Genomic DNA, 22111 nt, shown 5'->3' with positions numbered 1-22111 from the left:
TCCTGGGCGGTCAGCCCATGTGGTGGTGGTCGTCCTCGACGACGGTGGTCGAGGAGGGCATGGGCGGACGGCGCCGGCGCAGGACGCTGGTGTAGACCGCGATGCCGATCACGCCCACGAGCATCATGATGACGCCGACCAGGTCCAGGTTGACGCCGCTCATGTGCCAGTCGGTTGCGAAGGTGAGGATGCCCCCCACCACGAGAAGAATGATGCAGCCGCCAAGGCCCATCTGTGGTCGCCTCCGAAGTCGTTGTGGCTGTTCCGGTCTGTACAGGGCGCGTACCCGGGACCGGAACAGCCAATCAACGCCGCATCAGCGCCTTGGCGGGGCAGTGGAGTTCGGGGCGGTGCGAGGAGGGGCGTGCTGGACGGGGTCAGCCCTCCAGGAACGCGGCGAGGGAGTTGGCGAGGAGGTACGGGTCGTCGGCTCCGCAGAGTTCGCGTGCGCTGTGCATGGAGAGGATCGCGACCCCGATGTCGACGGTGCTGATGCCGTGCCGGGCCGCGGTGATCGGGCCGATGGTCGTGCCGCACGGCATCGAGTTGTTCGACACGAAGTGCTGCATGGGCACCCCGGCCTTCTCGCACGCGGCGGCGAACACCGCCCGCCCGCTGCCGTCCGTCGCGTACCGCATGTTGACGTTGACCTTGAGGATCGGGCCGCCGTTGGCGCGCGGGTGGTGCGTCGGGTCGTGGCGCTCGCTGTAGTTGGGGTGCACGGCGTGCCCGGTGTCGGACGAGAGGCAGACCGACCCGGCGAACGCGCGGGCCCGGTCCTCGTAGGTGCCGCCGCGTGCGACGACGGAGCGCTCCAGGACGGTGCCGAGGAGCGGTCCGTCGGCGCCGGTGTCGGACTGGGAGCCGTTCTCCTCGTGGTCGAAGGCGGCCAGCACGGGGATGTGCGCCAGGTCGCCGGCCCCGGATGCGGAGCCGACGGCGGCCAGCGCGGCGGTGGCGGCGTGCACGGACAGCAGGTTGTCCATCCGGGGGCCGGCGAGGAGTTCACGGTCGCGGCCCAGATAGGCGGGTGGCTCGACGGGGCTCACCATGAGGTCCCAGCCGGTCACGTCGTCGGCCGTGAGTCCGGCCTCCTCGGCGACGAACTCCATCAGGTCGCCCTCGCGGACCTCGCCGAGGCCCCATACCGGCTGCATGTGACGCTGCTTGTCGAGCTTGAGGCCGTCGGAGTGGACCGAGCGGTCCAGGTGGATGGCGAGCTGCGGTACGCGCAGCAGCGGCCGGTCCACACTGACCAGCCGGTGGGTGCCGTCGCGCAGCGTGAGCCGGCCGGCGAGGCCCAGGTCCCGGTCGAGCCAGGTGTTGAGCAGGGTGCCGCCGTAGACCTCGACGGCGACCTGGCGCCAGCCCTCGCTGCCGGTGTCCGGCAGGGGCTTGACGCGCAGGTTCGGGGAGTCGGTGTGCGCGCCGGCGATCCGGAACGGGGTGTGCGCCGTCGCGTTCTCCGGCACGTACCAGGCGATGATGGCGCCGCCCCGCAGTACGTACTTGCCGCCCGCGGACGCGTCCCAGGCGTCGGTCTCCGACACCTGCCTGAAGCCTGCCTTCTCCAGCCGTCCGGCGGCGGTCGCCACGGCGTGGTAGGGCGACGGGCCGGCCGCGAGGAAGGTCATCAGGTCGTCGGTGTGGCCGCGGTCGAAGCGGGCGGATGTGCTCATGGCAGCCACCATAACGACCGCAGCCGCGGCCCCGCCCGCCGGAACCGGACGGGGCTTCGGGGCGGGTGCGTGGGCGGCCGGCGCGGGACGGATTCCCGCCGCTGTCAGTGGTGGGTGCCACTATCGGTGCATGGTCGAATACGGTGCCGACACCAGGGAGCCCGTGCTGCTGGGCGAGATCCTGGCACACGTGCTCAACACAGCAACTGCCCGCTCCTGTCAGGGCTCTTCGGCGCAGGCCCCTTCGCGGCAGGGCGCCGCACCGAAGGCCGCTCCGCCGCAGGGCGGCCCTTCGCGGCAGGCAGCTTCGTGCGGGAGCGCCGTGCGGCCGGGCGCTGTCCGCCGGGGCGACGTGCGTCCGGCGTGGTGCGGGGAGTGCGGCGCGGAAGCGGTCTGGTCCCGGACGGAGCGCGGGCGGTGGATGCTGATGGAGCCGGGCGGTGTCCCGGCCGGCTCCGTGCCGCCGGGGAAGCGCTACCGGATAGCGGGTGACGGCACGGCGGTGAATCTGCGCTCGTCCCAGCCCGCCGACACCTGCCGGATCAGCCACTTCGACGTCTGCGGGGCGAAGCAGCGGCCGACGGGCTCCGTTGTCCTGGAGCGGCGCTGGGTCCGTAACCGGCAGCTGTTGCGCTGACGCCGTTGTACTGCTGCCGCAGTCGCGCCGACGGGTCCCGCACGACACGCGGCGGCGGCGTGACCCCGGGGACCAGGCCCGGGGTCACGCCGCCGCCGAAGTCACACGCGGGACGCGCGGAAGCGGTGCGGGGGTCCGCTCAGAACGCCGCCTCGTCGAGGTCCATCAGCGAGGTGTCGACGGTCTCGGCGAGGGCGCGCTGCGCGCTCACGTCGGGCAGGATGTTCGCCGCGAAGAACTTCGCGGCCGCGATCTTGCCCTGGTAGAACGCGGTGTCCTTGGCGGAAGCCGTCGGCAGCTTCTCGGCGGCCACCGACGCGCCCTTGAGTAGCAGGTACGCCACGACGACGTCGCCCGAAGCCAGCAGCAGGCGGGTGGTGTTGAGCCCCACCTTGTAGATGTTCTTGACGTCCTCGCCGGTCGAGGTCAGGTCGGTGATCATCGTGCCGACGATCGCCTCCAGGTCCACGGCGGCCTTGGCCAGCTGCTCACGTGCGACGGTCAGCTCCTCGCCGCCGGTGCCGGAGGCGAGGAACTTCTTGATCTCCTCGGAGAGGGTGTTCAGCGCGGCGCCCTGGTCGCGGACGATCTTCCGGAAGAAGAAGTCCTGTCCCTGGATCGCCGTCGTGCCCTCGTAGAGGGTGTCGATCTTGGCGTCCCGGATGTACTGCTCGACCGGGTACTCCTGGAGGTAGCCGGAGCCGCCGAAGGTCTGGAGCGACTGGGCCAGCTGCTCGTACGACTTCTCCGAGCCGTACCCCTTCACGATGGGCAGCAGCAGGTCGTTGAGGCCGTGCAGCGCCTTGGCGTCCTCGCCGGCGGCCTCCTTCTCCTGGATCGCGTCCTGGACGGAGGCCGTGTAGAGCACCAGGGTGCGCATGCCCTCGGCGTACGCCTTCTGCGTCATCAGCGAGCGACGTACGTCGGGGTGGTGCGTGATGGTGACCTTCGGCGCGGTCTTGTCCATGAACTGCGCGAGGTCGGGGCCCTGTACGCGCTCCTTGGCGTACTCCAGGGCGTTCAGGTAGCCGGTCGAGAGGGCGGCGATGGCCTTGGTGCCGACCATCATCCGGGCGAACTCGATGATGCGGAACATCTGGCGGATGCCCTCGTGCTTGTCGCCGATCAGCCAGCCCTTGGCGGGGTGGCGGTCACCGAACGTCATCTCGCAGGTGTTGGAGGCCTTGAGGCCCATCTTGTGCTCGACGTTGGTGGCGTACACGCCGTTGCGCTCGCCCAGCTCGCCGGTGGTCCAGTCGAACTCGAACTTCGGGACCATGAAGAGCGAGAGGCCCTTGGTGCCGGGGCCCGCACCCTCGGGGCGCGCCAGCACGTAGTGGATGATGTTGTCGGACATGTCGTGCTCGCCCGAGGTGATGAAGCGCTTCACGCCCTCGATGTGCCAGGAGCCGTCGTCCTGCTGGACGGCCTTCGTGCGCCCGGCGCCCACGTCCGAGCCGGCGTCCGGCTCGGTGAGGACCATCGTGGAGCCCCACTGCTTCTCGACCGCGATCTCCGCGATCTTCTTCTGCTCCTCGGTGCCCTCCTCGAAGAGGATCCCGGCGAACGCCGGACCGGAGGAGTACATCCAGATCGCCGGGTTCGCGCCGAGCAGCAGCTCCGCGTACGCCCAGATCAGGGAGCGCGGAGCGGTGGTGCCGCCGATCTCCTCGGGGAGGCCCAGGCGCCAGTACTCGGACTCCATGAAGGCCTGGTAGGACTTCTTGAAGGTGTCGGGCACGGGGGCGGTGTTGGTGTCCGGGTCGAAGACCGGCGGGTTGCGGTCGGCGTCGGCATAGGACTCGGCGAGCTCGTTCTCCGCGAGCCGGGCCACCTCGTCGAGGATGCTCTTCGCGGTGTCGACGTCCATCTCGGCGAACGGCCCGGCACCGTACTGCTTGTCGCGGCCGAGGACCTCGAAGAGGTTGAACTCGATGTCGCGGAGATTCGACTTGTAGTGCCCCATGGCGACAGCCCTCTCGTAACGCATACCTGTAACGAATACCAGCAAGTAGCTACGATGATGCTACCCGTCGGTAATAAGATGCAACCCCTATCGGTCAAGTGTGACGAGACCGCCCCTGCGGCGGGACCCCTTTACTCAGTACTCTTGCGCGCATGTACGGCTACGACCCGAACCCGAACCAGGGCGCCCAGCAGCAGTACGCCGCGCCGCAGCCCGGCTACGGTGATCAGCCGCTGTACCCCGAGCCGTCCCCGCCCTCGCTCGCCGACGGCGTGCGGGCCTTCACCACCGGCTCGATGGCCGCCGAGGACTTCCAGCAGATCTTCGCCACGTCGAAGGTCTACTGCCCGCGCGGCGACAACCCCGGATTCCTCGCGCTGCACAACACCCAGCAGCCGGTGATCCCGATGTTCACCTCACTGAAGGAGCTCCGCAGGTACGCGGGCAAGGAGTCCAAGTACTTCGTGATCACCGGGGCCGAGGTGATCGACCTGCTGCCCACCGGGTACGGCTTCGTCCTCGACATGGAGGGCGAGCACCGGATGGTCTTCGACGCGAAGGCCGTGGAGCAGATGGTCGACTTCGCGATGCGGCGGATGTACGGCTGAGCGGAACCGGTCCGCGCCCGGCGTGATCGGGCACGGGCCGGTCTGATGCGGGCCGGTCCGGTGTGATGCGGGCGGCCTGGCCCGTTGTGGCCTGGCGCCGTCCGGCCGGTGATCGGACCGGGGTGGCGTGAACCGGGGTCGCGGCCGGGCGGTGCGGCGGGGTGGGCGCGGGTGTGGGCGCGGCCGATCCGGCCATCTTTGGCCTGAAGCATGGGATCAGCAGGGTCCGGGAATGGTCACGCCTTGCTAGATGTTCACCATTCAACTACTTTGAATGCCGAGCATCCCAGCCAGGAGGGCCGTCATGCCTGCCATCACCGTCGAGAATCCACTGACCCTGCCGCGCGTCCACGCGCCGGAGGGTGCCGTGCCGCGCCCGGTGCTGGCGGTGACGACCGCGCCGGGAGGCTTCGAGGGTGAGGGGTTCCCGGTGCGCCGCGCGTTCGCCGGGATCAACTACCAGTACCTCGACCCGTTCATCATGATGGACCAGATGGGTGAGGTGGAGTACGCGCCGGGTGAGCCCAAGGGCACGCCCTGGCACCCGCACCGCGGCTTCGAGACCGTCACCTATCTGATCGACGGAACCTTCGTCCACCAGGACTCCAACGGCGGTGGCGGCACGATCAACGACGGCGACACCCAGTGGATGACGGCGGGCTCCGGCCTGCTGCACATCGAGGCGCCGCCGGAGTCGCTGGTCGTGAGCGGCGGTCTCTTCCACGGGCTCCAGCTCTGGGTGAACCTTCCGGCGAGCGACAAGATGATGGCCCCGCGCTACCAGGACATCGGCGGCGGCCAGGTCCAGCTGCTGACCTCGGCCGACGGCGGCTCGCTGCTGCGCGTCATCGCGGGTGAGCTGGACGGCCACGAGGGTCCCGGCATCACCCACACCCCGATCACGATGATCCACGCGACGGTACGGCCGGGCGCCGAGGTCACGCTGCCGTGGCGCGAGGACTTCAACGGGCTGGCGTACGTGATGGCCGGACACGGTTCCGTCGGTACGGACCGCCGCCCGGTCCGCACGGGCCAGACCGCGGTCTTCGGCGAGGGCTCGTCGCTGACCGTCCGCGCCGACGGCGCCCAGGACGCGAAGAGCCCCGACCTGGAGGTCGTCCTCCTCGGCGGCCGGCCCATCCGCGAGCCGATGGCGCACTACGGGCCGTTCGTGATGAACAGTGAGGCCGAACTCAAGCAGGCCTTCGAGGACTTCCAGCGTGGACGGCTGGGCACGGTGCCCGCCGTACACGGGATGTAGCCGGAGGGGACGCGGCCCACCGACGGAATGGCGGGCGAGGAGCTGCGGGACGCCCGCAGCTCCTCGCCCGTGGCTGCCGTCCGCCCCGGCTGTGCGTGGCTTTCGGCCCGCGCCACTCGCCCGGCCCCGCGCCACTCGCCCGGCCCCGCGCCACTCGCCCGGCCCCGCGCCACTCGCCCGGCCCCGCGCCACTCGCCCGGCCCCGGCGAACGAGCCGTAGCCCGGCGTCCGTGATCGGCTGGAGGCGTGCATACCCAGAAGCCGCTCCTGCCCGTTCACGCCCGCCGTCTGGCTGCCTGGTGCGTCGTCACACTGCTCGTCACGGGTGTGGCCGCGGTCGCGGTCTGGCTGTGCGTCACGCTCAAGACCGCCGTCACCCCGGTGATGCTCGCCCTGCTCGGTACGGCGCTCCTCGGACCCGTCCACCGGTGGCTGGTCCGGATGCGACTGAACAAGTCGCTCGCGGCCGGGCTCACCTGCGCCGTGCTCGTCGCCGTGGTCGGCGGCGCCGGGTACATCGTCGTCACCGCGCTGATCGACACCGGCGACCAGATCGTCGCCTCGCTCAAGGACGCCGGGAAGTGGATCGCCGACCACTTCGGGGTGGCCACCGGTGACGGCGTCACCAGCATCGCCGACAACGCCAAGAACCTGCTCGGCAAGTTCGGCGCGAACGCGGCGGGCGGGCTGCTCAGCGGACTCAGCCTGATCGGCACGCTCATCGCGACCAGCGTGCTGGCGCTGCTGCTCACCTTCTTCTTCATCCGCGACCGTGACCACGCCCGCGGCCTGGCGTACGCCATCGCGCCGAGCCACGGGGCCACGATGGAGGCCATGGCCCGCCGCGCCTTCGAGGCCGTCGAGGGGTTCATGCGCGGTACCACGCTGATCGCGCTCATCGACGCCGTCTGCATCACGGTCGGCCTGCTGATCCTGCGGGTGCCGGGAGCGATCGGCCTCGGTGCGCTGGTGTTCGTCGGCGCCTACATCCCGTATCTGGGCGCGTTCATCTCCGGTGCCGTCGCCGTCCTGGTCGCGCTCGCCGACCGGGGGTTCGTGATCGCGCTCTGGGCGCTGGGCGTGGTCCTGCTGGTGCAGGTGCTGGAGGGGCATGTCCTGCAACCCGTGATCCAGAGCCGCACGGTCCAGATGCACCCGGCGATGGTCCTGATCTCACTGACCGCCGGGGCCAGCGTCGCGGGGCTCCTGGGGATGCTCCTCGCCGTACCGGTCGCGGCGGCCGCCTTCGGTGTGATCGGGGAGCTGCGGAAGCGCTACCCGCCGGAGCCCGAGCCGGGCGCCGACGGGGGCGCGGGCGCGGGGCCGGTGCCCGCGCCCGGCCGGGACGCGTGACCGGACCGGGAAGCGGGCCCGGAGCCCGCCCCTGAAGCGGAACCCGGATCGGGAACCGCCCCGGAATCAGACGGCTGCGGGCTGTCCGCCTCCAGCAGCTCGTCGGGTGCGAGATCGGCCAGGAACTCTGTCAGGAGGTCGGATGACGGGCCGTCGGAGCCGTCGGCCTCACCGGCCTCCTTGTCGTCCCGTCCGCCGCGCGACTCGTACAGCTCGAACCAGATCGACTTGCCGGAGCCCTGCGGGTCCACTCCCCACATGTCCGCGAGCATCTCCATCAGCAGCAGTCCGCGCCCCGACGAGGCCATCTCGCCGGGGCGGCGCTTGTGGGGCAGCTCGTCGCTGTCGTCGGAAACCTCCACCCGCAGCCGTCGGCTGCTGGGTTCACCGGTGACATCCGCTTTCAGCGTGGCGTCGCCGTCCGTGTGGATGAGGACGTTCGTCGCCATCTCGGAGACCATCAGGGCGGCCGAGTCGACCTGTTCGCTGTCCGCCCAGTCGTGCAGCAGCTCCCGCAGCTGGCTCCGGGCCGCCGAGATGAGTTCCGGCTGGGCCTGGGCGATCGTCAGAGAGATACGGCGGGTGGTGCCCGTTCGTACGGGCTCGCCCGCGCGGGACATCAGCAGGACCGCGATGTCGTCCTCGCGGCGGTCGGAGAACGGCCCGGTGTGATGGTGCTCCGGCGGGCCGTGCGCGGCCTGCACCAGTGCGTCGGCGAGGATCTCCAGATTCTCCCCGGTGTGCCGCTCCAGCGTCTCCCGGATCCGCTCCCAGCCCGTGTCGAGGTCGTGGCCGCCGGTCTCTATGAGCCCGTCCGTGCACATCATCAGCGTCTCGCCCGGCTGGAGCACGAGCCGAGTCGTCGGATAGTCGGTGTCCGGATGGATGCCCAGCGGCAGCCCGCCCTCGACGGGTCGCACCAGCACTGTGCCGTCGACCGTGCGGACCGTCGGGTCGGGATGGCCGGCGCGGGCGACGTCGAGGGTTCCGGTGGCCGGGTCGACCTCGACGTACAGACAGGTCGCGAACCGGGGGGCGGGCGGCTCTTCGGTGTCGCCCTGGTCGTACGTGTCCGTGATGCCGTACAGGAACCGCGAGGCCCGTGAGAGCACCGCGTCGGGCGGGTGCCCCTCGGCCGCGTACGCCCGCAGGGCGATCCGCAGCTGGCCCATCATTCCGGCGGCCCGCACGTCGTGCCCCTGGACATCGCCGATCACAAGCGCCACCCGGCCGCCGCCCTTGCCGTCCGCCTCCGCGGTGCTCCCCGGCAGCGCGATCACGTCGTACCAGTCACCGCCGACCTTGAGCCCGCCCCCGGTCGGTACATACCGTGCGGCGACCGTCATGTCCGGGATGCGGGGGCCCAGCATCGGCAGCATCGAGCGCTGGAGCCCCAGGGACAGCTCACGCTCGTTGTCGGCGACCCCCGCGCGGGCCAGCGCCTGGGCCAGCATCCGGGCGACGGTCGTCAGCACCGAGCGTTCGTCGGGCGAGAAGCTGACCGGGTAGGCGAAGGCCGCCATCCAGGCGCCGATCGTCACGCCCGAGTCGACCAGCGGGACGAACGCCCAGGACTGCCGCCCGAGCGGTTCGACCAACGGCCAGTACCGGGGGTAGCGCTCGCGGTACGTGGCGGGCGTCGGCAGATAGATGGCCCGCCCGGTCCTGGCCACCTCGGCGGCCGGGTAGTCCGCCTCGGTGCTCATCGGGAATTCCGACATCAGGCCGTTCTGGCCGGGGTTGTGGCCGTGGGCCCCGATGATCGTCAGCCAGTCGCCGGTGATCCCGAAGACCGCGAGGCCGTCCGGTTCGAAGCCGGGCATGGACAGCGAGGCAGCGACCCGCAGTACTTCCTCGGTGGACCTGGCCTCGGCGAGCGCGCGCCCGGCGTCCAGCAGGAACGCCTCACGGGAACGGCGCCAGTCACCGGTGATCGGGGTATGGGCCGCGTCCCCCGGCTGCGGCTCCGCGACCTCCTGGAGGGTGCCGACCAGGATGTAGCCGTCCGCACTGACCAGCGGCTTGGAGCGGCTGCGCACGGTACGGAGAACCTGGCCGGACTCGTCCACGATGCGCAGCCTGGCCTCGGCCAGGGTGTCCTCGGCGACCGCGAGGTTCACGGTCCCGTTGATCTCGTTCCAGTCGACCGGGTGGAATCGGGAGCGGGCTGTCACCTCGGAGATGGTCGTTGCTTCGGCGGGCATACCGAGGAGCCGGGCGGCTTCCGCGTCGAGCGTGACGAGCCCGGCGGCGTTGTCCCATCGCCACAGGCCGGTGGCGATGGCGGCCAGGACGTCCTCGGTGCGCATTGACCCACTTTAAGAAGGTGACACCGGCAGCCGCCACACAGGGTGCGGCCATGCGGCCGTCCCCGGGGGCCGCGGTCACGGCCCAATAAAGGCGTAAAGGCACGGTGTGCCCGGCGGTACCCTGGTGCGAAGTACACCCTTCCCGCCTGTCTCGCGAAGAACTGGATGAACGATGCATCGGTACAGGTCCCACACGTGCGGCGAGCTCCGCGCCTCTGACGTCGGCTCCGACGTCCGGCTGAGCGGCTGGCTGCACAATCGCCGAGACCTGGGCGGCATCCTCTTCATCGATCTGCGCGACCACCACGGCATCACGCAGCTTGTCGCCCGGCCCGGCACCCCCGCCAACGAGGCGCTCTCCAAGGTCACCAAGGAGACGGTCGTCAGGATCGACGGCAAAGTCTCCGCACGCGGTACCGAGAACGTCAACGAGGAGCTGCCGACCGGCGAGGTCGAGATCGAGGTCGGCGAGGTCGAGGTGCTCGGCGCCGCCGCCCCGCTGCCCTTCACCATCAACGCCGAGGACGGCGTGAACGAGGAGCGGCGCCTGGAGTACCGCTTCCTCGACCTGCGCCGCGAGCGCATGCACCGCAACATCATGTTGCGTACGGCCGTCATCTCCGCCATGCGCCACAAGATGACCGAGCTGGGCTTCAACGAGATGGCGACCCCGATCCTCACCGCGACCTCCCCCGAGGGCGCCCGTGACTTCGTGGTCCCCTCGCGGCTGCACCCGGGCAAGTTCTACGCGCTCCCGCAGGCGCCGCAGCAGTTCAAGCAGCTGCTGATGATCTCGGGCTTCGACCGCTACTTCCAGATCGCGCCCTGCTTCCGCGACGAGGACGCCCGCGCGGACCGCTCGCCCGGCGAGTTCTACCAGCTCGATGTCGAGATGAGCTTCGTCGAGCAGGAGGACGTCTTCGGCCCGATCGAGAAGCTGATGACCGAACTGTTCGAGGAGTTCGGCAACGGCCGCCACGTCACCTCGCCGTTCCCGCGGATCCCGTTCCGCGAGTCGATGCTGAAGTACGGCAACGACAAGCCCGACCTGCGCGCCCAGCTCGAACTGGTCGACGTATCGGACGTCTTCGCCGACTCCGGATTCAAGGCGTTCGCCGGTCAGCACGTCCGCGCGCTGCCCGTCCCGGACACCGCGGGCCAGTCCCGCAAGTTCTTCGACGGCCTCGGCGCGTACGCCGTCGAGCAGGGCGCCAAGGGTCTGGCCTGGGTGCGTGTCGGTGACGACGGCGCGCTCGCCGGACCGATCGCCAAGTTCCTCACCGAGGACGACGTCACGGCCCTCACCGGTCGTCTGGAGCTCAAGCCGGGCCACGCGGTCTTCTTCGGCGCGGGCGAGTTCGACGAGGTGTCCCGGATCATGTCCGCGGTCCGCGTCGAGGCGGCCAAGCGCGCCGGTCACTTCGAGGAGGACGTGTTCCGGTTCTGCTGGATCGTCGACTTCCCGATGTACGAGAAGGACGAGGAGACCGGAAAGATCGACTTCTCGCACAACCCCTTCTCGATGCCCCAGGGCGGCTATGCCGACCTGGAGGAGAAGGACCCGCTCGACATCCTGGCCTACCAGTACGACATCGTCTGCAACGGCATCGAACTCTCCTCGGGCGCCATCCGTAACCACGAGCCCGACCTGATGCTCAAGGCGTTCGAGATCGCCGGCTACGACCGGGAGACCGTGGAGCACGAGTTCGCCGGAATGCTCCGTGCCTTCCGCCTCGGCGCCCCGCCGCACGGTGGCATCGCCCCCGGCGTGGACCGCATCGTGATGCTGCTGGCCGACGAGCCGAACATTCGCGAGACGATCGCCTTCCCGCTCAACGGCAACGCGCAGGACCTGATGATGGGCGCCCCCACGGTGCTCGACGAGACCCGGCTCCGTGAACTGAACATCCAGCTGCGCAAGCCCGCGGCACCGCCGAAGGACAAGCAGGAGAAGTAGGACCGACCGGCAGGCGGGGGCGGCGTCACAGCCCTCGCACGCCGTCCGGTCCCACACCGCACGGTTTCACGTGAAACAGCGGACAGCCCCCGGTCGACCGACCGGGGGCTGTTCCGTCCTGCCGGGTTTTCCTTCCTGCTCTGCCGGATGCTCCACGGGACGAGGCAGTACGACGGACTGATCGGCGTGCCGGGCAATCCCCGTACCGAGGACGAAGGCAATGTGATTCCGGCAGGTCCGGGTATGCGTGGAGACGTGCCACGGCCGGCGGCCGTACGGCAGGCTCCGGCAGGCGCGCGCTTCGCGACACCGTCGGCACCGCCGTCGTGCTCCACCCCGACTTCGACGAAGGGGCCGCCTGCGGAGGCGACTTCGCAGGTTCCCCGGCATAAGAACGACGCCAACGGCACCCACCAGTCGTTATAGGCGTGCACCCGAAGTGATCCGACGTGAAATGAAAGGCCGGTACATGTCTCTTCGCCGACTTCCCAGAGGTGCGCTTGTCGCGACCGCACTGGTCACCGGTGGGTTGGTGCTCTCCGGGTGTTCGGGGTTCCCGGGACACGCGACGGCCCCGGCCCGGACGGTTGAGGACAACAGCGGTCACGGCGGGCCGCCCGGCGCGGCGGCGAGGCCCGGTGCGTCCGCGACGCCCGCAGCCGATCCGCAACTCCGCCGGGCGGCGGAGCTGCAGGTCAAGGAGATCCCCGCACTCGGCCCCCACACGTTGAAGAGGATCCCGGAATCCGCCCGGCAGGCGGTCGTCGTCACCGGCGAGGCGGCGGACTCCAGTCACTCCACGGTCGTCCTCTACGTCCGCGACCCGGCCAGGGGCTGGGAGCCGGTATCGGATCCGTGGGCGTCGCGCAACGCACTGCGCGGCTGGACCGAGGATCACCACCTGGGCGACCTCCACTCACCCGCAGGGGTCTTCGGCCTGACCGACGCCGGCGGCCGCAAGGCGGACCCCGGCACCCGCCTGCCGTACGACCACCGGTCCGAGTTCGTCGCTGCCGGCAACGGGTTCGAGGGCGAGTCCCTCGCGGGCGCCTTCGACTACGTGGTGGCGATCAACTACAACCACACGCCCGGCAGGACGCCGCTCGACTGGTCCCGCCCGATGGGTGCGAACCGGGGTGGCGGCGTCTGGATCCACGTCGATCACGGCGGCCCCACGCATGGCTGCGTCTCCCTGCCGGAGGATCGCATGAAGGAGCTGCTGCGCTGGCTCGACCCGTCGAAGGAGCCGGTGGTGGTCATGGGAGACGCGTCGATGCTGGGCAAGTGAAGCCAGGCGGAGGCAGAGCGGTGCCCCGTAGTCCGGAGAGTGTCACCGATCCCGGAGAGACCGTGGTGAGCGTCGTGGAGGAGCGGTGCACCGTCCACGGGCGGATCGTCGAACGGTGACCCGTCTGTGTATGCAGGCTGATCAGAGTCTGTGGCTCCATCCGGAGCAGGGTTTGCGGATCGAGACCTACCGCAAGGGCAACGCCCGCCCCGACGGAGCTCTGGCTCCCAGCGGCGAGCTGTTCGTACTGCACGCCGTCCGGCAGCGAGTGGACCTTGACCTCACCGGTGTCACGGTCGATCAGCAGACAGACGGGGATGCTGGTCTCGGCGTAGGCGCGGGGCTTCGCCACCCGGTCCCGGCGGTCGGTGTCGTCGTCGTTCGAGGTGACCTCGACCACCATCAGCGCACCGTCCGCACCGGCCCACTCCCCCTGGCCGACGAACGTGGTCACGGTTCCGTTCGGGAAGAGCGTCGAGCTGCCCGGCCCGGTGGGGATCGAGCTGGAAACGGAGCCGCTCACGGCCTGGGTCCGCTGACCCGTACGGCAACCAGAAGGCCCGGAATCGGTCGTCACGGTTCCGGGCCTTCTGTCGCAGACGCTCAGCGCTACGCGGGCTTCTCCTCCAGGCGCGGGAACAGCACCGCGCCCTTCGTCACCGTCGTGCCGACCGGGAGCTGCCCCCAGGAGCCCGCTTCCCGCAGCGGCTGGTCCGCGAGCGCGCCCAGACCGGCGGCGGCGCCCAGCGAATCCCACAGGCTCTGCGAGGTCACCGGCATCACCGCGTTCAGCAGGACCGCGACACCACGCAGCGACTCGGCGGCCGTGTAGAGGATGGTCGCGAGGCGGGCCCGGCCCTCCGGCGACCCGTCCTTGGCGACCTTCCACGGCTCCTGCTCCGTGATGTAGCCGTTGACCTGCTTCACGAAGTCGAAGACCGCCAGGATTCCGCCCTGGAAGTCCAGCTCCTCACCGATCAGCCGGTCGGCCTCGGTGACCGCCTTGGCGAGACCCTCCTGCACGGCCTGCTCGGCTGTGCCGGGGGCCTCGGCGGCCGGCAGGGTCCCGCCGTAGTACTTGCCGACCATGGCGGCCACCCGCGAGGCGAGGTTGCCGTAGTCGTTCGCCAGCTCGGAGGTGTAGCGGGCGGAGAAGTCCTCCCAGGAGAACGATCCGTCGCTGCCGAAGGCGATGGCCCGCAGGAAGTACCAGCGGTAGGCGTCCACACCGAAGTGCGAGGTCAGATCCTGCGGCTTGATGCCGGTCAGGTTCGACTTCGACATCTTCTCGCCGCCGACCATCAGCCAGCCGTTCGCAACGACCCTGCCGGGCAGCGGCAGGCCCTGAGCCATCAGCATCGCGGGCCAGATCACCGCGTGGAAGCGCAGGATGTCCTTGCCGACGAGGTGCACGTCGGCGGGGAAGGTCGAGTCGAACTTCTCCTGGTTGGCGCCGTAGCCGACGGCCGTGGCGTAGTTGAGGAGCGCGTCCACCCAGACGTAGATGACGTGCTTCTCGTCCCACGGCACCGGGACGCCCCAGTCGAAGGTCGAGCGCGAGATCGACAGGTCCTGAAGCCCCTGCCGTACGAAGTTCACGACCTCGTTGCGGGCCGACTCGGGCTGGATGAAGCCCGGGTTGGCCTCGTAGAACTCCAGCAGCTTCGGGCCGTACTCGCTCAGTTTGAAGAAGTAGTTCTCCTCCTTGAGGATCTCCACCGGCCTCTTGTGGATCGGGCACAGCTTCTGGCCGGGGAAGTCCGGCTCGCCCTCGATCAGGTCGCCGGGGAGCTTGTACTCCTCGCAGCCCACGCAGTACGGGCCTTCGTAGCCGCCCTTGTAGATCTCGTCCTTGTCGAACAGGTCCTGCACGAACTCCTGCACACGGTCCGTGTGCCGCTTCTCCGTCGTCCGGATGAAGTCGTCGTTCGCGATGTTCAGATGCTCCCAGAGGGGCTTCCAGGACTCTTCGACGAGCTTGTCGCACCACTCCTGCGGTGTGACGTTGTTCGCATCGGCCGTGCGCATGATCTTCTGACCGTGCTCGTCCGTGCCGGTGAGGTACCACACCTTCTCGCCGCGCTGACGGTGCCAGCGCGTGAGCACGTCCCCTGCAACGGTCGTGTAGGCGTGGCCCAGGTGAGGAGCGTCGTTGACGTAGTAAATGGGGGTCGATACGTAGTACGCGTTCGTCCCCTGCTTCTCGGATCCAGTGGCCGCCATGGTCGAAATCCTAACGGCCCCGCGCCGACCGGCCGAACGGGATTGTGCCGGAGCCCCCGCCCGGTGGGCGGGGGCTCCGTTCGGCCGGTGCTGTCCGGTTCAGGCCTTGCGCGCCGCCAGCCAGGCCGGGAAGGCCGCGAGCAGCTGCTCGTACACCTCGGAGTCGGCGAGCTCGCGCGGGGTGGGACCCGCGTGGAAGAACGCGGCGTGCGGGACATCCAGCTTCCGCAGGAAGTCGAACGCCTTCGACTCGTGGTCGCCGAAGGCCACGAACTGCCAGAACAGCGGCTTGTCCGCCACCTCGGCGATGGCCTGCTTGGCCACGACCTTGGCGTCCGGGGCGCCGTCCGTCTGGAAGATCACCAGGGCGGGGGCGGCGGGGTCGGCCGACTTCTCGTGCAGAGCGGTGACCTCCTCCACGGCCCGGTGGTAGCTGGTGCGGCCCAGCCGTCCCAGCCCGGCGTGCAGCTCGTCGACGCGGCCCTCGTACGCGTCGGGCGTCAGCTCCCCGGTGCCGTCGATGTCGGTCGAGAAGAAGACGACACGGACGGTGGCCCGCTCGTCGAGGTGCGTGGCGAGGGCGAGGGTCTGCTCGCCGAGTGCCTGCGCGCTGCCGTCCTTGTAGTACGGACGCATGGAGCCCGACCGGTCGAGGACGAGGTAGACGACGGCCCTGGTGTCACGCAGCCCGGCCTTGTCGATCGCAGCCCCGGCGGCCTGGTGGGCGCTGACGAGCTGGGGGGCGCGCGTCTTGAGATCGGTCTTGACGCCGGAAGGCGCGGGTGCGGCGGTCACGGGTGCGGCTTCCGCCCCGGCGTCTGCCGGTGTCTCTGCCGGTGTCTCTGCCGGTGTCTCCGTCTCGGCTTCTGTCTCAGCCGCCTTGGCCTTTGCCTTCGTCTTCGGCTTGGCCGCTGCTCCGGTGGCCTTTGTGGCCTTCTTCTTGGCTTTGGCCTTGGCCTCGACGGGCGCGGCTTCCGGCACGACGGGCTCGGCGGCGGCCGGCTCGGGCGTCGGCTCGGCGGCGGCCTCGGCCTCCGGCTCCGTGTCCTCGGTCGCGACCGTCGCGACCGTCTCAACGGCAACCGGCTCCGCCTCGGCGACGGACTCGGGCTCCGCCTCGGCGACGGACTCGGGCTCCGCCTCGGCGACGGGCTCGGCGACGGGCTCGGGCTCCGCCTCGGCAGCGGGCCCGGCCTCCGGCTTCGTCTCCTCGACGGACTCGGGCTCCGGCACGGCAGGGGACGCGGCCGGAGCGGTCGGAGCGGGCTCGTCCGATGCCTTCGCCTGAGCGGGGACGGTCGGGTCCGCCGACCTCCGCTTCGGGTTGTCGAAGGCCTCCGCCACCAGGTCGGACGCGATCCCGGGGCCGGACCTCCGCGTCTGCTTCGGCGCCGTTCTGCCGGCGTCCGGCACGGCGCTCGACGACTTGTCGGCCTGAGCCGGTACGGAAGCCGTACCGGCCTTCCCCGACGAGGCGCTTCCGGGCGATGTGTTCTCCGGCTGCGTGCTCCCGGACGACGCGCTCGCGGCAGACGAGCTGTCCGACGCCTTCTTCTCGGGGGACGCCTTCGACGACGACGTCTTGTCCGGTGCCGAGTTCGCCGATGTCACCTTCTCCGGCGAGGACTCCGCAGTCGTCGCCGCCGGCACGCTGTGCGCTGTCTCCGATGACTGCGTCGTACGCTCGGCCTGCGCCGGAACGGTAGTGGCCGCCGACGGCTCACCGGACTCCACGCGGTCGCGTCCAAACACCTTGCGCAGCAAGCTCCGAATGCCCATGGGCGAGACCTTTCGCAATGATTCGCAGTGAGTCGAGTACGAGACAAGTCCGCGCCGACGGGAGGCGATCCCTGGCCAGGGCGGACACGTAAGGTTAACGACCGCCGTGGGCGATCTTGGACCGACCGGCCCCTGAAGGGCCGGTCTCAGGAAGCGTAGGACTCACGCCGCCGGGTCGGGCTCCAGGTCGAGCCGTGCGCGGGTCGTGTCGGAGAACAGCGCCGACAGCCGTGCACCGTCGGGCTGCCCCGGTGCGAACAGCCCGGCCGCCCTGGCCCGTACGACCAGCAGGCCGTGCGCGTCGACCGTTTCCGAGACACCGCGGGTCTCCACCACGTCCCACCAGGCATCGAGGTTCCGGCCGAACCAGTCGGGCAGCCCGCACGGCCGGGACACCGCGTCCCAGAAATCGTCGAGCGAGGCGAGCGGCAGCGTGCGCAGGTCCACGACCAGTTCGGTGCCCATGGCAGCGGATGGTACGCGGAAGGTGCGACAGGTGTGCGGGGCCGGCTCCCCATGGACTCGTCACTGGCTCCAGCCGGAGTACCTGGCCACCCTCAGTGACGGGCCGGACCGGCTGGATCCGGCGGAAACCTAGAGCAACTCCCCGTACGCGGCCGCCAGCTCCTCGTACACCACGTCCAGCTCCGCCCCGTCCGCCGCGGGGCCCGCCGCGAGCAGCAGCCGGACTCCGAGTGGGTCCCCGTGCAGTGGTCTTATCACCAGGTCGGGTCTGGGTCTGGTGGTCGGCTGGCACACCGTGACCACCTCTCCGGATGCGACCAGGGCGAACGCGGTGAGGTAATCGCCGTGCAGCACACGGGGATTGAGGCCCGCCTCTCGCAGCATCCGGCGCATGCCGTCCCATTCGCCGTCCACGGTCGGGTCGACCATCCACTGGTCCGTCGCCAGATCGGCCAGCTTCACCACCGGGTCGCCGGCCGCCGGGTGGTCGGCGGGCAGGGTCACGGACTGCGGTTCCCGCTCGACCAGGACGCGTACCTCCAGGCCGGCCGGTACCCGCAGCGGACACCCCTCGACCTCGTGCACGAACGCCACGTCCAGCTGGCCCGATGCGACCTGCCGCAGCAGGGCGTTGGCCGACACGTCCATATGGAGCGATGTCTCGGTGTCCGGCAGCCGGCCGCGCAGCCGGCGCAGCCAGCCGGGGATGGCCCGGCTCGCCGTCGCACCGATCCGCAGCCGGGGCCCTGCCGCGCGCGCGGCAGCCGACTTCGCCTCGGTGACCAGCGACCGCATCTCGTCGATCAGCGGCCGGGCCCGGCTGAGGACGGTGCGTCCGAGCGGGGTGGGCCGGCAGCCGGTGCGGGCCCGGGAGAAGAGCTGCCCGCCCAGGGAGTTCTCGATCCGGCGGAGCTGAGTGGTGAGCGATGGCTGGCTCATGCCGAGCTCACGGGCCGCCCGATGCAGGCTCCCGGTGTCCTCTATGGCGCACAGTGCGCGGAGGTGCCGCACCTCAAGGTCCATGGAACCAGAGAGTAGGGGTGTGCCCGGAGTGGCACCAGACCATCAAACCCCCACCGATAGCCCCAAGTTATCGCCAGTTGCCATCATCCCGGCGGGGCGCCCGCACAGCACACTCTCCGGTACCACCCGTTCACCCCCACACCGGACGAGTAGGAGCCCCCCACATGAAGCACCGTAATACCGCGTTGTCCGCGATCCTCGGCCTCGGCATCGCCGCGGCCCTCGGCACCGCCGCACCCGTCCAGGCCGCCACCACCCAGGCCCCGACGCAGCACACCGCGGCGCAGAGCGCCCAGCACTACGCGGGTGCGAAGCAGGAGGCCGGCAACAAGGCCTTCTTCGAGGCCGTGATGAAGTCGGTCGCGAAGAAGCAGGCGGCCCACCCCGGACTGAAGTCGGTCACCATCACCTACGACGCCTCGGCGGCGCCCAGTTACCAGAGCCAGATAGCGGCCAGCGCGCAGATATGGAACGCGGCCGAGACCAACGTCAAGCTCCAGGCGGGATCGTCGGGCGCCGACTTCTCCTACCGTGAGGGCGACGACCCGCAGGGCTCGTACGCCTCGACCGACGGGCACGGCAGCGGGTTCGTCTTCCTGGACCACGCGCAGACCCAGGAGTACGACTCGGTCCGTGTCACCGCCCACGAGACCGGCCACGTGCTCGGTCTTCCGGACGACTACAGCGGACCGTGCAGCGAGCTGATGTCGGGTGGCGGCCCCGGCCCGTCCTGCACGAACCAGCAGCCGGACGCGCAGGAGCGCGCTCAGGTCGACTCGCTGTGGGCGAACGGCTTCGCCAAGGCGCTGGCCAAGGCGAACGTGGCGGCCAGGTCCTGACACAAGGCTATGGAACCGGGTGCTGAGGCTAGACCCTGGAGCAAGCCCTGACGCCACCTCCCCGGCGTCGGCCCCCCACCCCCGCACCCGGCGTCGCTGACGACGCCGGGTGCGGGTGACCTGCCGGGGCGGAACAAGCCGGGCCGGGCACCGCCCGGCCCGGCTCCGTCGTGTCCGGGCCGTGTCAGCGCTGGGGCGAGGCGATCTCCCGTGCCGCGACGACCTCCTGGCGCAGTGGCGCGAGTACGCCCTCGTCGTCGCCCTCGATCCGGGTCTCCACCTCCACCAGGACCGGGCTCGACCGCAGTCCCTGCGCCAGCTCCCGCAACTGCCCTGTCACCGCGCCGACTTCCTCCGGAGCGGGCGGCCGGGCGCCGTGGTCGACGCGTACCCGCGCGGCTGTCGTCGCGTCCACGATCCGTTCCGCCGCGACGACCAGCGGCCACCAGGCGGCGGCCCGTCTCCCGGTGGGCGGCGGTTCGGTCAGCGCCCGCTGGAACTCCGTCCGTACGACCGACAGATCGCGGTAGAGCCGCCGCCGCATCCGGGCCCGGTCGTTGTGATCGCCCGGCGGGGCCGCGGCGGCCGTGCCGCCGTGCACCGGGCCGGGTCCGCTGCCCCCTCCGAAGGCGCACTCGACATAGCGCGCGCTCTCCTCGACCGCGGTCGCGAGACGGTCGCCGATCCTGGTGTGCCAGCTCTCCGGCCAGAGCAGGTAGCCCGCGATCAGGGTGATACCGCAGCCGATCAGACTGTCGAAGAGGCGGGGCAGCACCAGATGGAACCCCAGGTGGTTGAGCTGGTCGGAGATCAGCAGGATCACCGGGGTGATGGCCGCGGTCTGGAAGGCGTACCCGTTCGCGGAGACCGCCGGGATCAGGGCTGCCAGCACCACCATCACCGGCACGTCCCACCAGCCGCGCGGTACGACGCCGAGGACCAGTGCCGCGGTGAGTACCCCGACCGCGGTCCCGAGCGCCCGCAGGACCGCGCGCGAGAAGACCGAGCCGAAGTCCGGCTTGAGTACGAAGGTGACGGTGAGCGCGACCCAGTACGAGCGGGGGACGCTCACCACCGACACCAGCACCTGCGCGAGGCCGATACAGAGAGCGAGCCGCAGGCCGTAGCGCCAGGAGGCGGGCGAGAGCAGGACGGTGGCGGCGGCGCGGCGGGCGCGGACGCCCAGTTCGGCGGGGCGGCCGAGCCGGTCGTCGGCGCCGTCGTGATCCGGATGCTCCGGGTCGGCGTGGCTGACGACGGCGCCCGCGTGCCGCAGCGCCGCGTTCATGGCGCGGTCGGCGGGCCCCTCGGGCTCGGGCAGTACCAGGTCGGGCACACCGCCCGGCCTGCCTGTCGCGACCACGTCCGCCAAGTCCCGCACCGCGGCGGCGATTTCGGGGCGGCGTGAGGCGCGCCCGTGCAGATGGGCGGCGGCGGCCGCCTCGACCAGCGGGACGAGCACGTTGAGCTGGGCGAGCAGCCGCACCATCGCTGTGCTGCGGCCGTGGTAGTGGGCGCGCCGGGCGAGAATCAGGTCGTACGAGGCGTTCAGCGAGGCGGTGACGCCCTGGCGCCGGTCGCCGTAGGCGGGCGTGCCCGCCGCCGCGAGGAGCCCGGCGGCGGCGCGGTAGGTCTCCGCGACCGCGGTCCGTTCGGGCGTCCGAGCACGCAGCGGCCAGCCGAGCAGCGCGAGCACCAGTACGAAGAGCCCGCCGAGCGAGAGCAGCAGCGGGGCCTTCCACCAGGGGCCCGGCATCGGCAGGCCCGCGCCGACCACGGAATTGAGCAGGAGCAGCAGCCCGGAGACGGACGCCACCGCGCCGATCGTGGAGATCATCCCGGAGACCAGCGCGACCAGTGTGAGCGCCGCCACCGCGGCCCAGCCGTCGCCGTACACGAGGGTGCCGAGCATGACGCCGACCGCACCGAAACACTGCGGCACGGCGATGTTGAAGATCCGCATGCGGTACGCGTCGGCGGTGTCGCCGATGACGCCCGACAGCGCGCCCATGGCCACCAGCGCCCCGTAGGCGGGCCGGCCGGCGGCGAGGCCGACGGCCAGCGGTGCTGCCAGGGCGACGCTCGCGCGGACCACGGCGGCCCAGGGGACCGGTGCCCGCTGCGGGCGCAGCCCCCGGATCAGCCACTCCGGCGGGGAGATCAGCGGCTGCTTTCCGTGTGTGTCTGCTGTGCTGCCGACCGTGTCGCCCATGGCAACAACCTACGTGCCGGGGCGAGCGTTGGTCCGTACGAGTTGCCGGGACGCCGCTGCGGGTGTGCGCTGGTGGAAGGCGAGCGGAAGGAATCTGCGATGGCCACACCAACGACTGTCCGCGGCCACAGGCCGGCCGGCCGGAAGCCCGCGGCGCACGGGCACCTGCCGGTGGCGGCACTGGCGACGCCTCTCGTCCTGGGTGTCGTGTACGGCCTCTACACGGCGTTCATCCTCAGCTCCGGCCACGTCTTCAGCACCGCCAAGGTGGTCCTCAGCGTGGTCTCGGGTCTCGTTCTCGCCCTGCTGGCCTTCGGCTTCGGCCGGATCCAGCACGCGCTCCCGAAGGAGGCGAGGGCGGCCGGGTACGGCCTGCTCATCGGCGGAGCGATGGGGTTCCTGTACTCGATGACCGGGGCGAGTGTCCTGACGTCGGCGTTCATCGGCGCCGGGTTCGGCATCGGTGCGCTGGTCACGACGTTCTACCTGTTCTACACACACGAGGAGTGATC

General features: G+C 70.6%; 17 protein-coding genes and 1 pseudogene. 8 read left to right on the top strand and 10 right to left on the bottom strand.

Translation table 11 applies throughout. From position 1 onward, the window contains the following. Positions 1-10: 10 nt before the first annotated feature. Positions 11-232: a DUF6458 family protein gene (locus OG584_RS16590; protein WP_405778648.1), complete on the bottom strand. Its 222-nt coding sequence runs from the start codon at positions 230-232 to the stop codon at positions 11-13. Between the two features lie 145 nt (positions 233-377). Next, positions 378-1679, bottom strand: a complete 1302-nt coding sequence (locus tag OG584_RS16585) for a M18 family aminopeptidase (protein WP_405778646.1) — start codon at positions 1677-1679, stop codon at positions 378-380. A 130-nt stretch (positions 1680-1809) separates the two neighbouring features. Between OG584_RS16585 and OG584_RS16580 the strand changes: the two genes are divergently transcribed. Further along, complete coding sequence (locus OG584_RS16580) at positions 1810-2316, top strand: DUF6083 domain-containing protein (RefSeq protein ID WP_405778644.1); 507 nt, start codon at positions 1810-1812, stop codon at positions 2314-2316. Between the two features lie 139 nt (positions 2317-2455). On the opposite strand, the gene OG584_RS16575 is transcribed toward OG584_RS16580, so the two are convergent. Beyond that, positions 2456-4282 carry an acyl-CoA dehydrogenase gene (locus tag OG584_RS16575; RefSeq protein WP_405784106.1) on the bottom strand — a complete coding sequence of 609 codons (1827 nt, stop codon included), beginning with the start codon at positions 4280-4282 and terminating at the stop codon, positions 2456-2458. A gap of 152 nt (positions 4283-4434) precedes the next feature. On the opposite strand from OG584_RS16575, the gene OG584_RS16570 reads away from it, so the two are divergent. The 3 genes from OG584_RS16570 (at position 4435) to OG584_RS16560 (ending at position 7504) form a co-directional block, all read left to right on the top strand. Continuing rightward, the gene (locus OG584_RS16570; RefSeq protein WP_328318616.1) at positions 4435-4890 is read left to right on the top strand and encodes an SseB family protein; all 456 of its coding nucleotides are present in this window, start codon (positions 4435-4437) and stop codon (positions 4888-4890) included. Between the two features lie 304 nt (positions 4891-5194). Then, positions 5195-6151, top strand: coding sequence for a pirin family protein (locus tag OG584_RS16565; protein WP_405778643.1), 957 nt, complete (start codon positions 5195-5197; stop codon positions 6149-6151). A 246-nt stretch (positions 6152-6397) separates the two neighbouring features. Continuing rightward, the gene (locus OG584_RS16560) at positions 6398-7504 is read left to right on the top strand and encodes an AI-2E family transporter (RefSeq protein WP_405778641.1); all 1107 of its coding nucleotides are present in this window, start codon (positions 6398-6400) and stop codon (positions 7502-7504) included. Here OG584_RS16560 and OG584_RS16555 read toward each other — a convergent pair. Then, positions 7426-9813, bottom strand: coding sequence for a SpoIIE family protein phosphatase (locus tag OG584_RS16555; protein ID WP_405778639.1), 2388 nt, complete (start codon positions 9811-9813; stop codon positions 7426-7428). The two genes, OG584_RS16560 and OG584_RS16555, sit on opposite strands and share 79 nt — an antisense overlap. A 172-nt stretch (positions 9814-9985) precedes the next feature. Here OG584_RS16555 and aspS point away from each other — a divergent pair, with 172 nt between their 5' ends. After that, complete coding sequence (gene aspS, locus OG584_RS16550; RefSeq protein WP_405778637.1) at positions 9986-11770, top strand: aspartate--tRNA ligase; 1785 nt, start codon at positions 9986-9988, stop codon at positions 11768-11770. Positions 11771-12239: 469 nt separating this feature from the next. Continuing rightward, positions 12240-13058 carry a L,D-transpeptidase family protein gene (locus OG584_RS16545; protein ID WP_405778635.1) on the top strand — a complete coding sequence of 273 codons (819 nt, stop codon included), beginning with the start codon at positions 12240-12242 and terminating at the stop codon, positions 13056-13058. Positions 13059-13293: 235 nt separating this feature from the next. On the opposite strand, the pseudogene OG584_RS16540 reads toward OG584_RS16545, so the two are convergent. From OG584_RS16540 to OG584_RS16520, 5 genes and pseudogenes are all read right to left on the bottom strand, one after another. After that, a pseudogene (locus OG584_RS16540) lies at positions 13294-13506 on the bottom strand (Uma2 family endonuclease); the annotation flags it as partial. A 161-nt stretch (positions 13507-13667) separates the two neighbouring features. Further along, the gene (gene metG / locus OG584_RS16535) at positions 13668-15281 is read right to left on the bottom strand and encodes a methionine--tRNA ligase (RefSeq protein WP_405778633.1); all 1614 of its coding nucleotides are present in this window, start codon (positions 15279-15281) and stop codon (positions 13668-13670) included. Between the two features lie 99 nt (positions 15282-15380). Beyond that, a complete protein-coding gene (locus OG584_RS16530; RefSeq protein ID WP_405778631.1) occupies positions 15381-17060 on the bottom strand; it encodes a VWA domain-containing protein in 1680 nt (559 codons plus the stop codon). Between the two features lie 162 nt (positions 17061-17222). Further along, positions 17223-17525: a barstar family protein gene (locus OG584_RS16525; protein WP_405778629.1), complete on the bottom strand. Its 303-nt coding sequence runs from the start codon at positions 17523-17525 to the stop codon at positions 17223-17225. Positions 17526-17654: 129 nt separating this feature from the next. Next, positions 17655-18548, bottom strand: a complete 894-nt coding sequence (locus tag OG584_RS16520) for a LysR family transcriptional regulator (protein ID WP_405778627.1) — start codon at positions 18546-18548, stop codon at positions 17655-17657. A gap of 164 nt (positions 18549-18712) precedes the next feature. Here OG584_RS16520 and snpA point away from each other — a divergent pair, with 164 nt between their 5' ends. Continuing rightward, positions 18713-19387 (top strand): snapalysin, encoded by a 675-nt coding sequence (snpA, locus tag OG584_RS16515; protein ID WP_405778625.1) that lies wholly within the window; start codon positions 18713-18715, stop codon positions 19385-19387. Positions 19388-19571: 184 nt separating this feature from the next. Here snpA and OG584_RS16510 read toward each other — a convergent pair whose 3' ends face one another. After that, positions 19572-21599 (bottom strand): FUSC family protein, encoded by a 2028-nt coding sequence (locus OG584_RS16510; protein WP_405778623.1) that lies wholly within the window; start codon positions 21597-21599, stop codon positions 19572-19574. A 99-nt stretch (positions 21600-21698) separates the two neighbouring features. Here OG584_RS16510 and OG584_RS16505 point away from each other — a divergent pair, with 99 nt between their 5' ends. Beyond that, the gene (locus tag OG584_RS16505; protein ID WP_405778621.1) at positions 21699-22109 is read left to right on the top strand and encodes a hypothetical protein; all 411 of its coding nucleotides are present in this window, start codon (positions 21699-21701) and stop codon (positions 22107-22109) included. The last annotated feature ends 2 nt before the right edge of the window (positions 22110-22111 follow it).

The organism is Streptomyces sp. NBC_00859 (genome assembly GCF_045161865.1).
Taxonomy (GTDB): Bacteria; Actinomycetota; Actinomycetes; order Streptomycetales; family Streptomycetaceae; genus Streptomyces.
The sequence above is the reverse complement of the archived record's forward strand: the minus strand, read 5'-3'. Positions and strand labels throughout refer to the sequence as shown.

Coding starts and splice junctions, on each gene's coding strand:
- OG584_RS16590 (WP_405778648.1), bottom strand. CDS start 232: ATGGGCCTTGGCGGCTGCATCATTCTTCTCGTGGTGGGGGGCATCCTC.
- OG584_RS16585 (WP_405778646.1), bottom strand. CDS start 1,679: ATGAGCACATCCGCCCGCTTCGACCGCGGCCACACCGACGACCTGATG.
- OG584_RS16580 (WP_405778644.1), top strand. CDS start 1,810: ATGGTCGAATACGGTGCCGACACCAGGGAGCCCGTGCTGCTGGGCGAG.
- OG584_RS16575 (WP_405784106.1), bottom strand. CDS start 4,282: ATGGGGCACTACAAGTCGAATCTCCGCGACATCGAGTTCAACCTCTTC.
- OG584_RS16570 (WP_328318616.1), top strand. CDS start 4,435: ATGTACGGCTACGACCCGAACCCGAACCAGGGCGCCCAGCAGCAGTAC.
- OG584_RS16565 (WP_405778643.1), top strand. CDS start 5,195: ATGCCTGCCATCACCGTCGAGAATCCACTGACCCTGCCGCGCGTCCAC.
- OG584_RS16555 (WP_405778639.1), bottom strand. CDS start 9,813: ATGCGCACCGAGGACGTCCTGGCCGCCATCGCCACCGGCCTGTGGCGA.
- aspS (WP_405778637.1), top strand. CDS start 9,986: ATGCATCGGTACAGGTCCCACACGTGCGGCGAGCTCCGCGCCTCTGAC.
- OG584_RS16545 (WP_405778635.1), top strand. CDS start 12,240: ATGTCTCTTCGCCGACTTCCCAGAGGTGCGCTTGTCGCGACCGCACTG.
- metG (WP_405778633.1), bottom strand. CDS start 15,281: ATGGCGGCCACTGGATCCGAGAAGCAGGGGACGAACGCGTACTACGTA.
- OG584_RS16530 (WP_405778631.1), bottom strand. CDS start 17,060: ATGGGCATTCGGAGCTTGCTGCGCAAGGTGTTTGGACGCGACCGCGTG.
- OG584_RS16525 (WP_405778629.1), bottom strand. CDS start 17,525: ATGGGCACCGAACTGGTCGTGGACCTGCGCACGCTGCCGCTCGCCTCG.
- OG584_RS16520 (WP_405778627.1), bottom strand. CDS start 18,548: ATGGACCTTGAGGTGCGGCACCTCCGCGCACTGTGCGCCATAGAGGAC.
- snpA (WP_405778625.1), top strand. CDS start 18,713: ATGAAGCACCGTAATACCGCGTTGTCCGCGATCCTCGGCCTCGGCATC.
- OG584_RS16510 (WP_405778623.1), bottom strand. CDS start 21,599: ATGGGCGACACGGTCGGCAGCACAGCAGACACACACGGAAAGCAGCCG.
- OG584_RS16505 (WP_405778621.1), top strand. CDS start 21,699: ATGGCCACACCAACGACTGTCCGCGGCCACAGGCCGGCCGGCCGGAAG.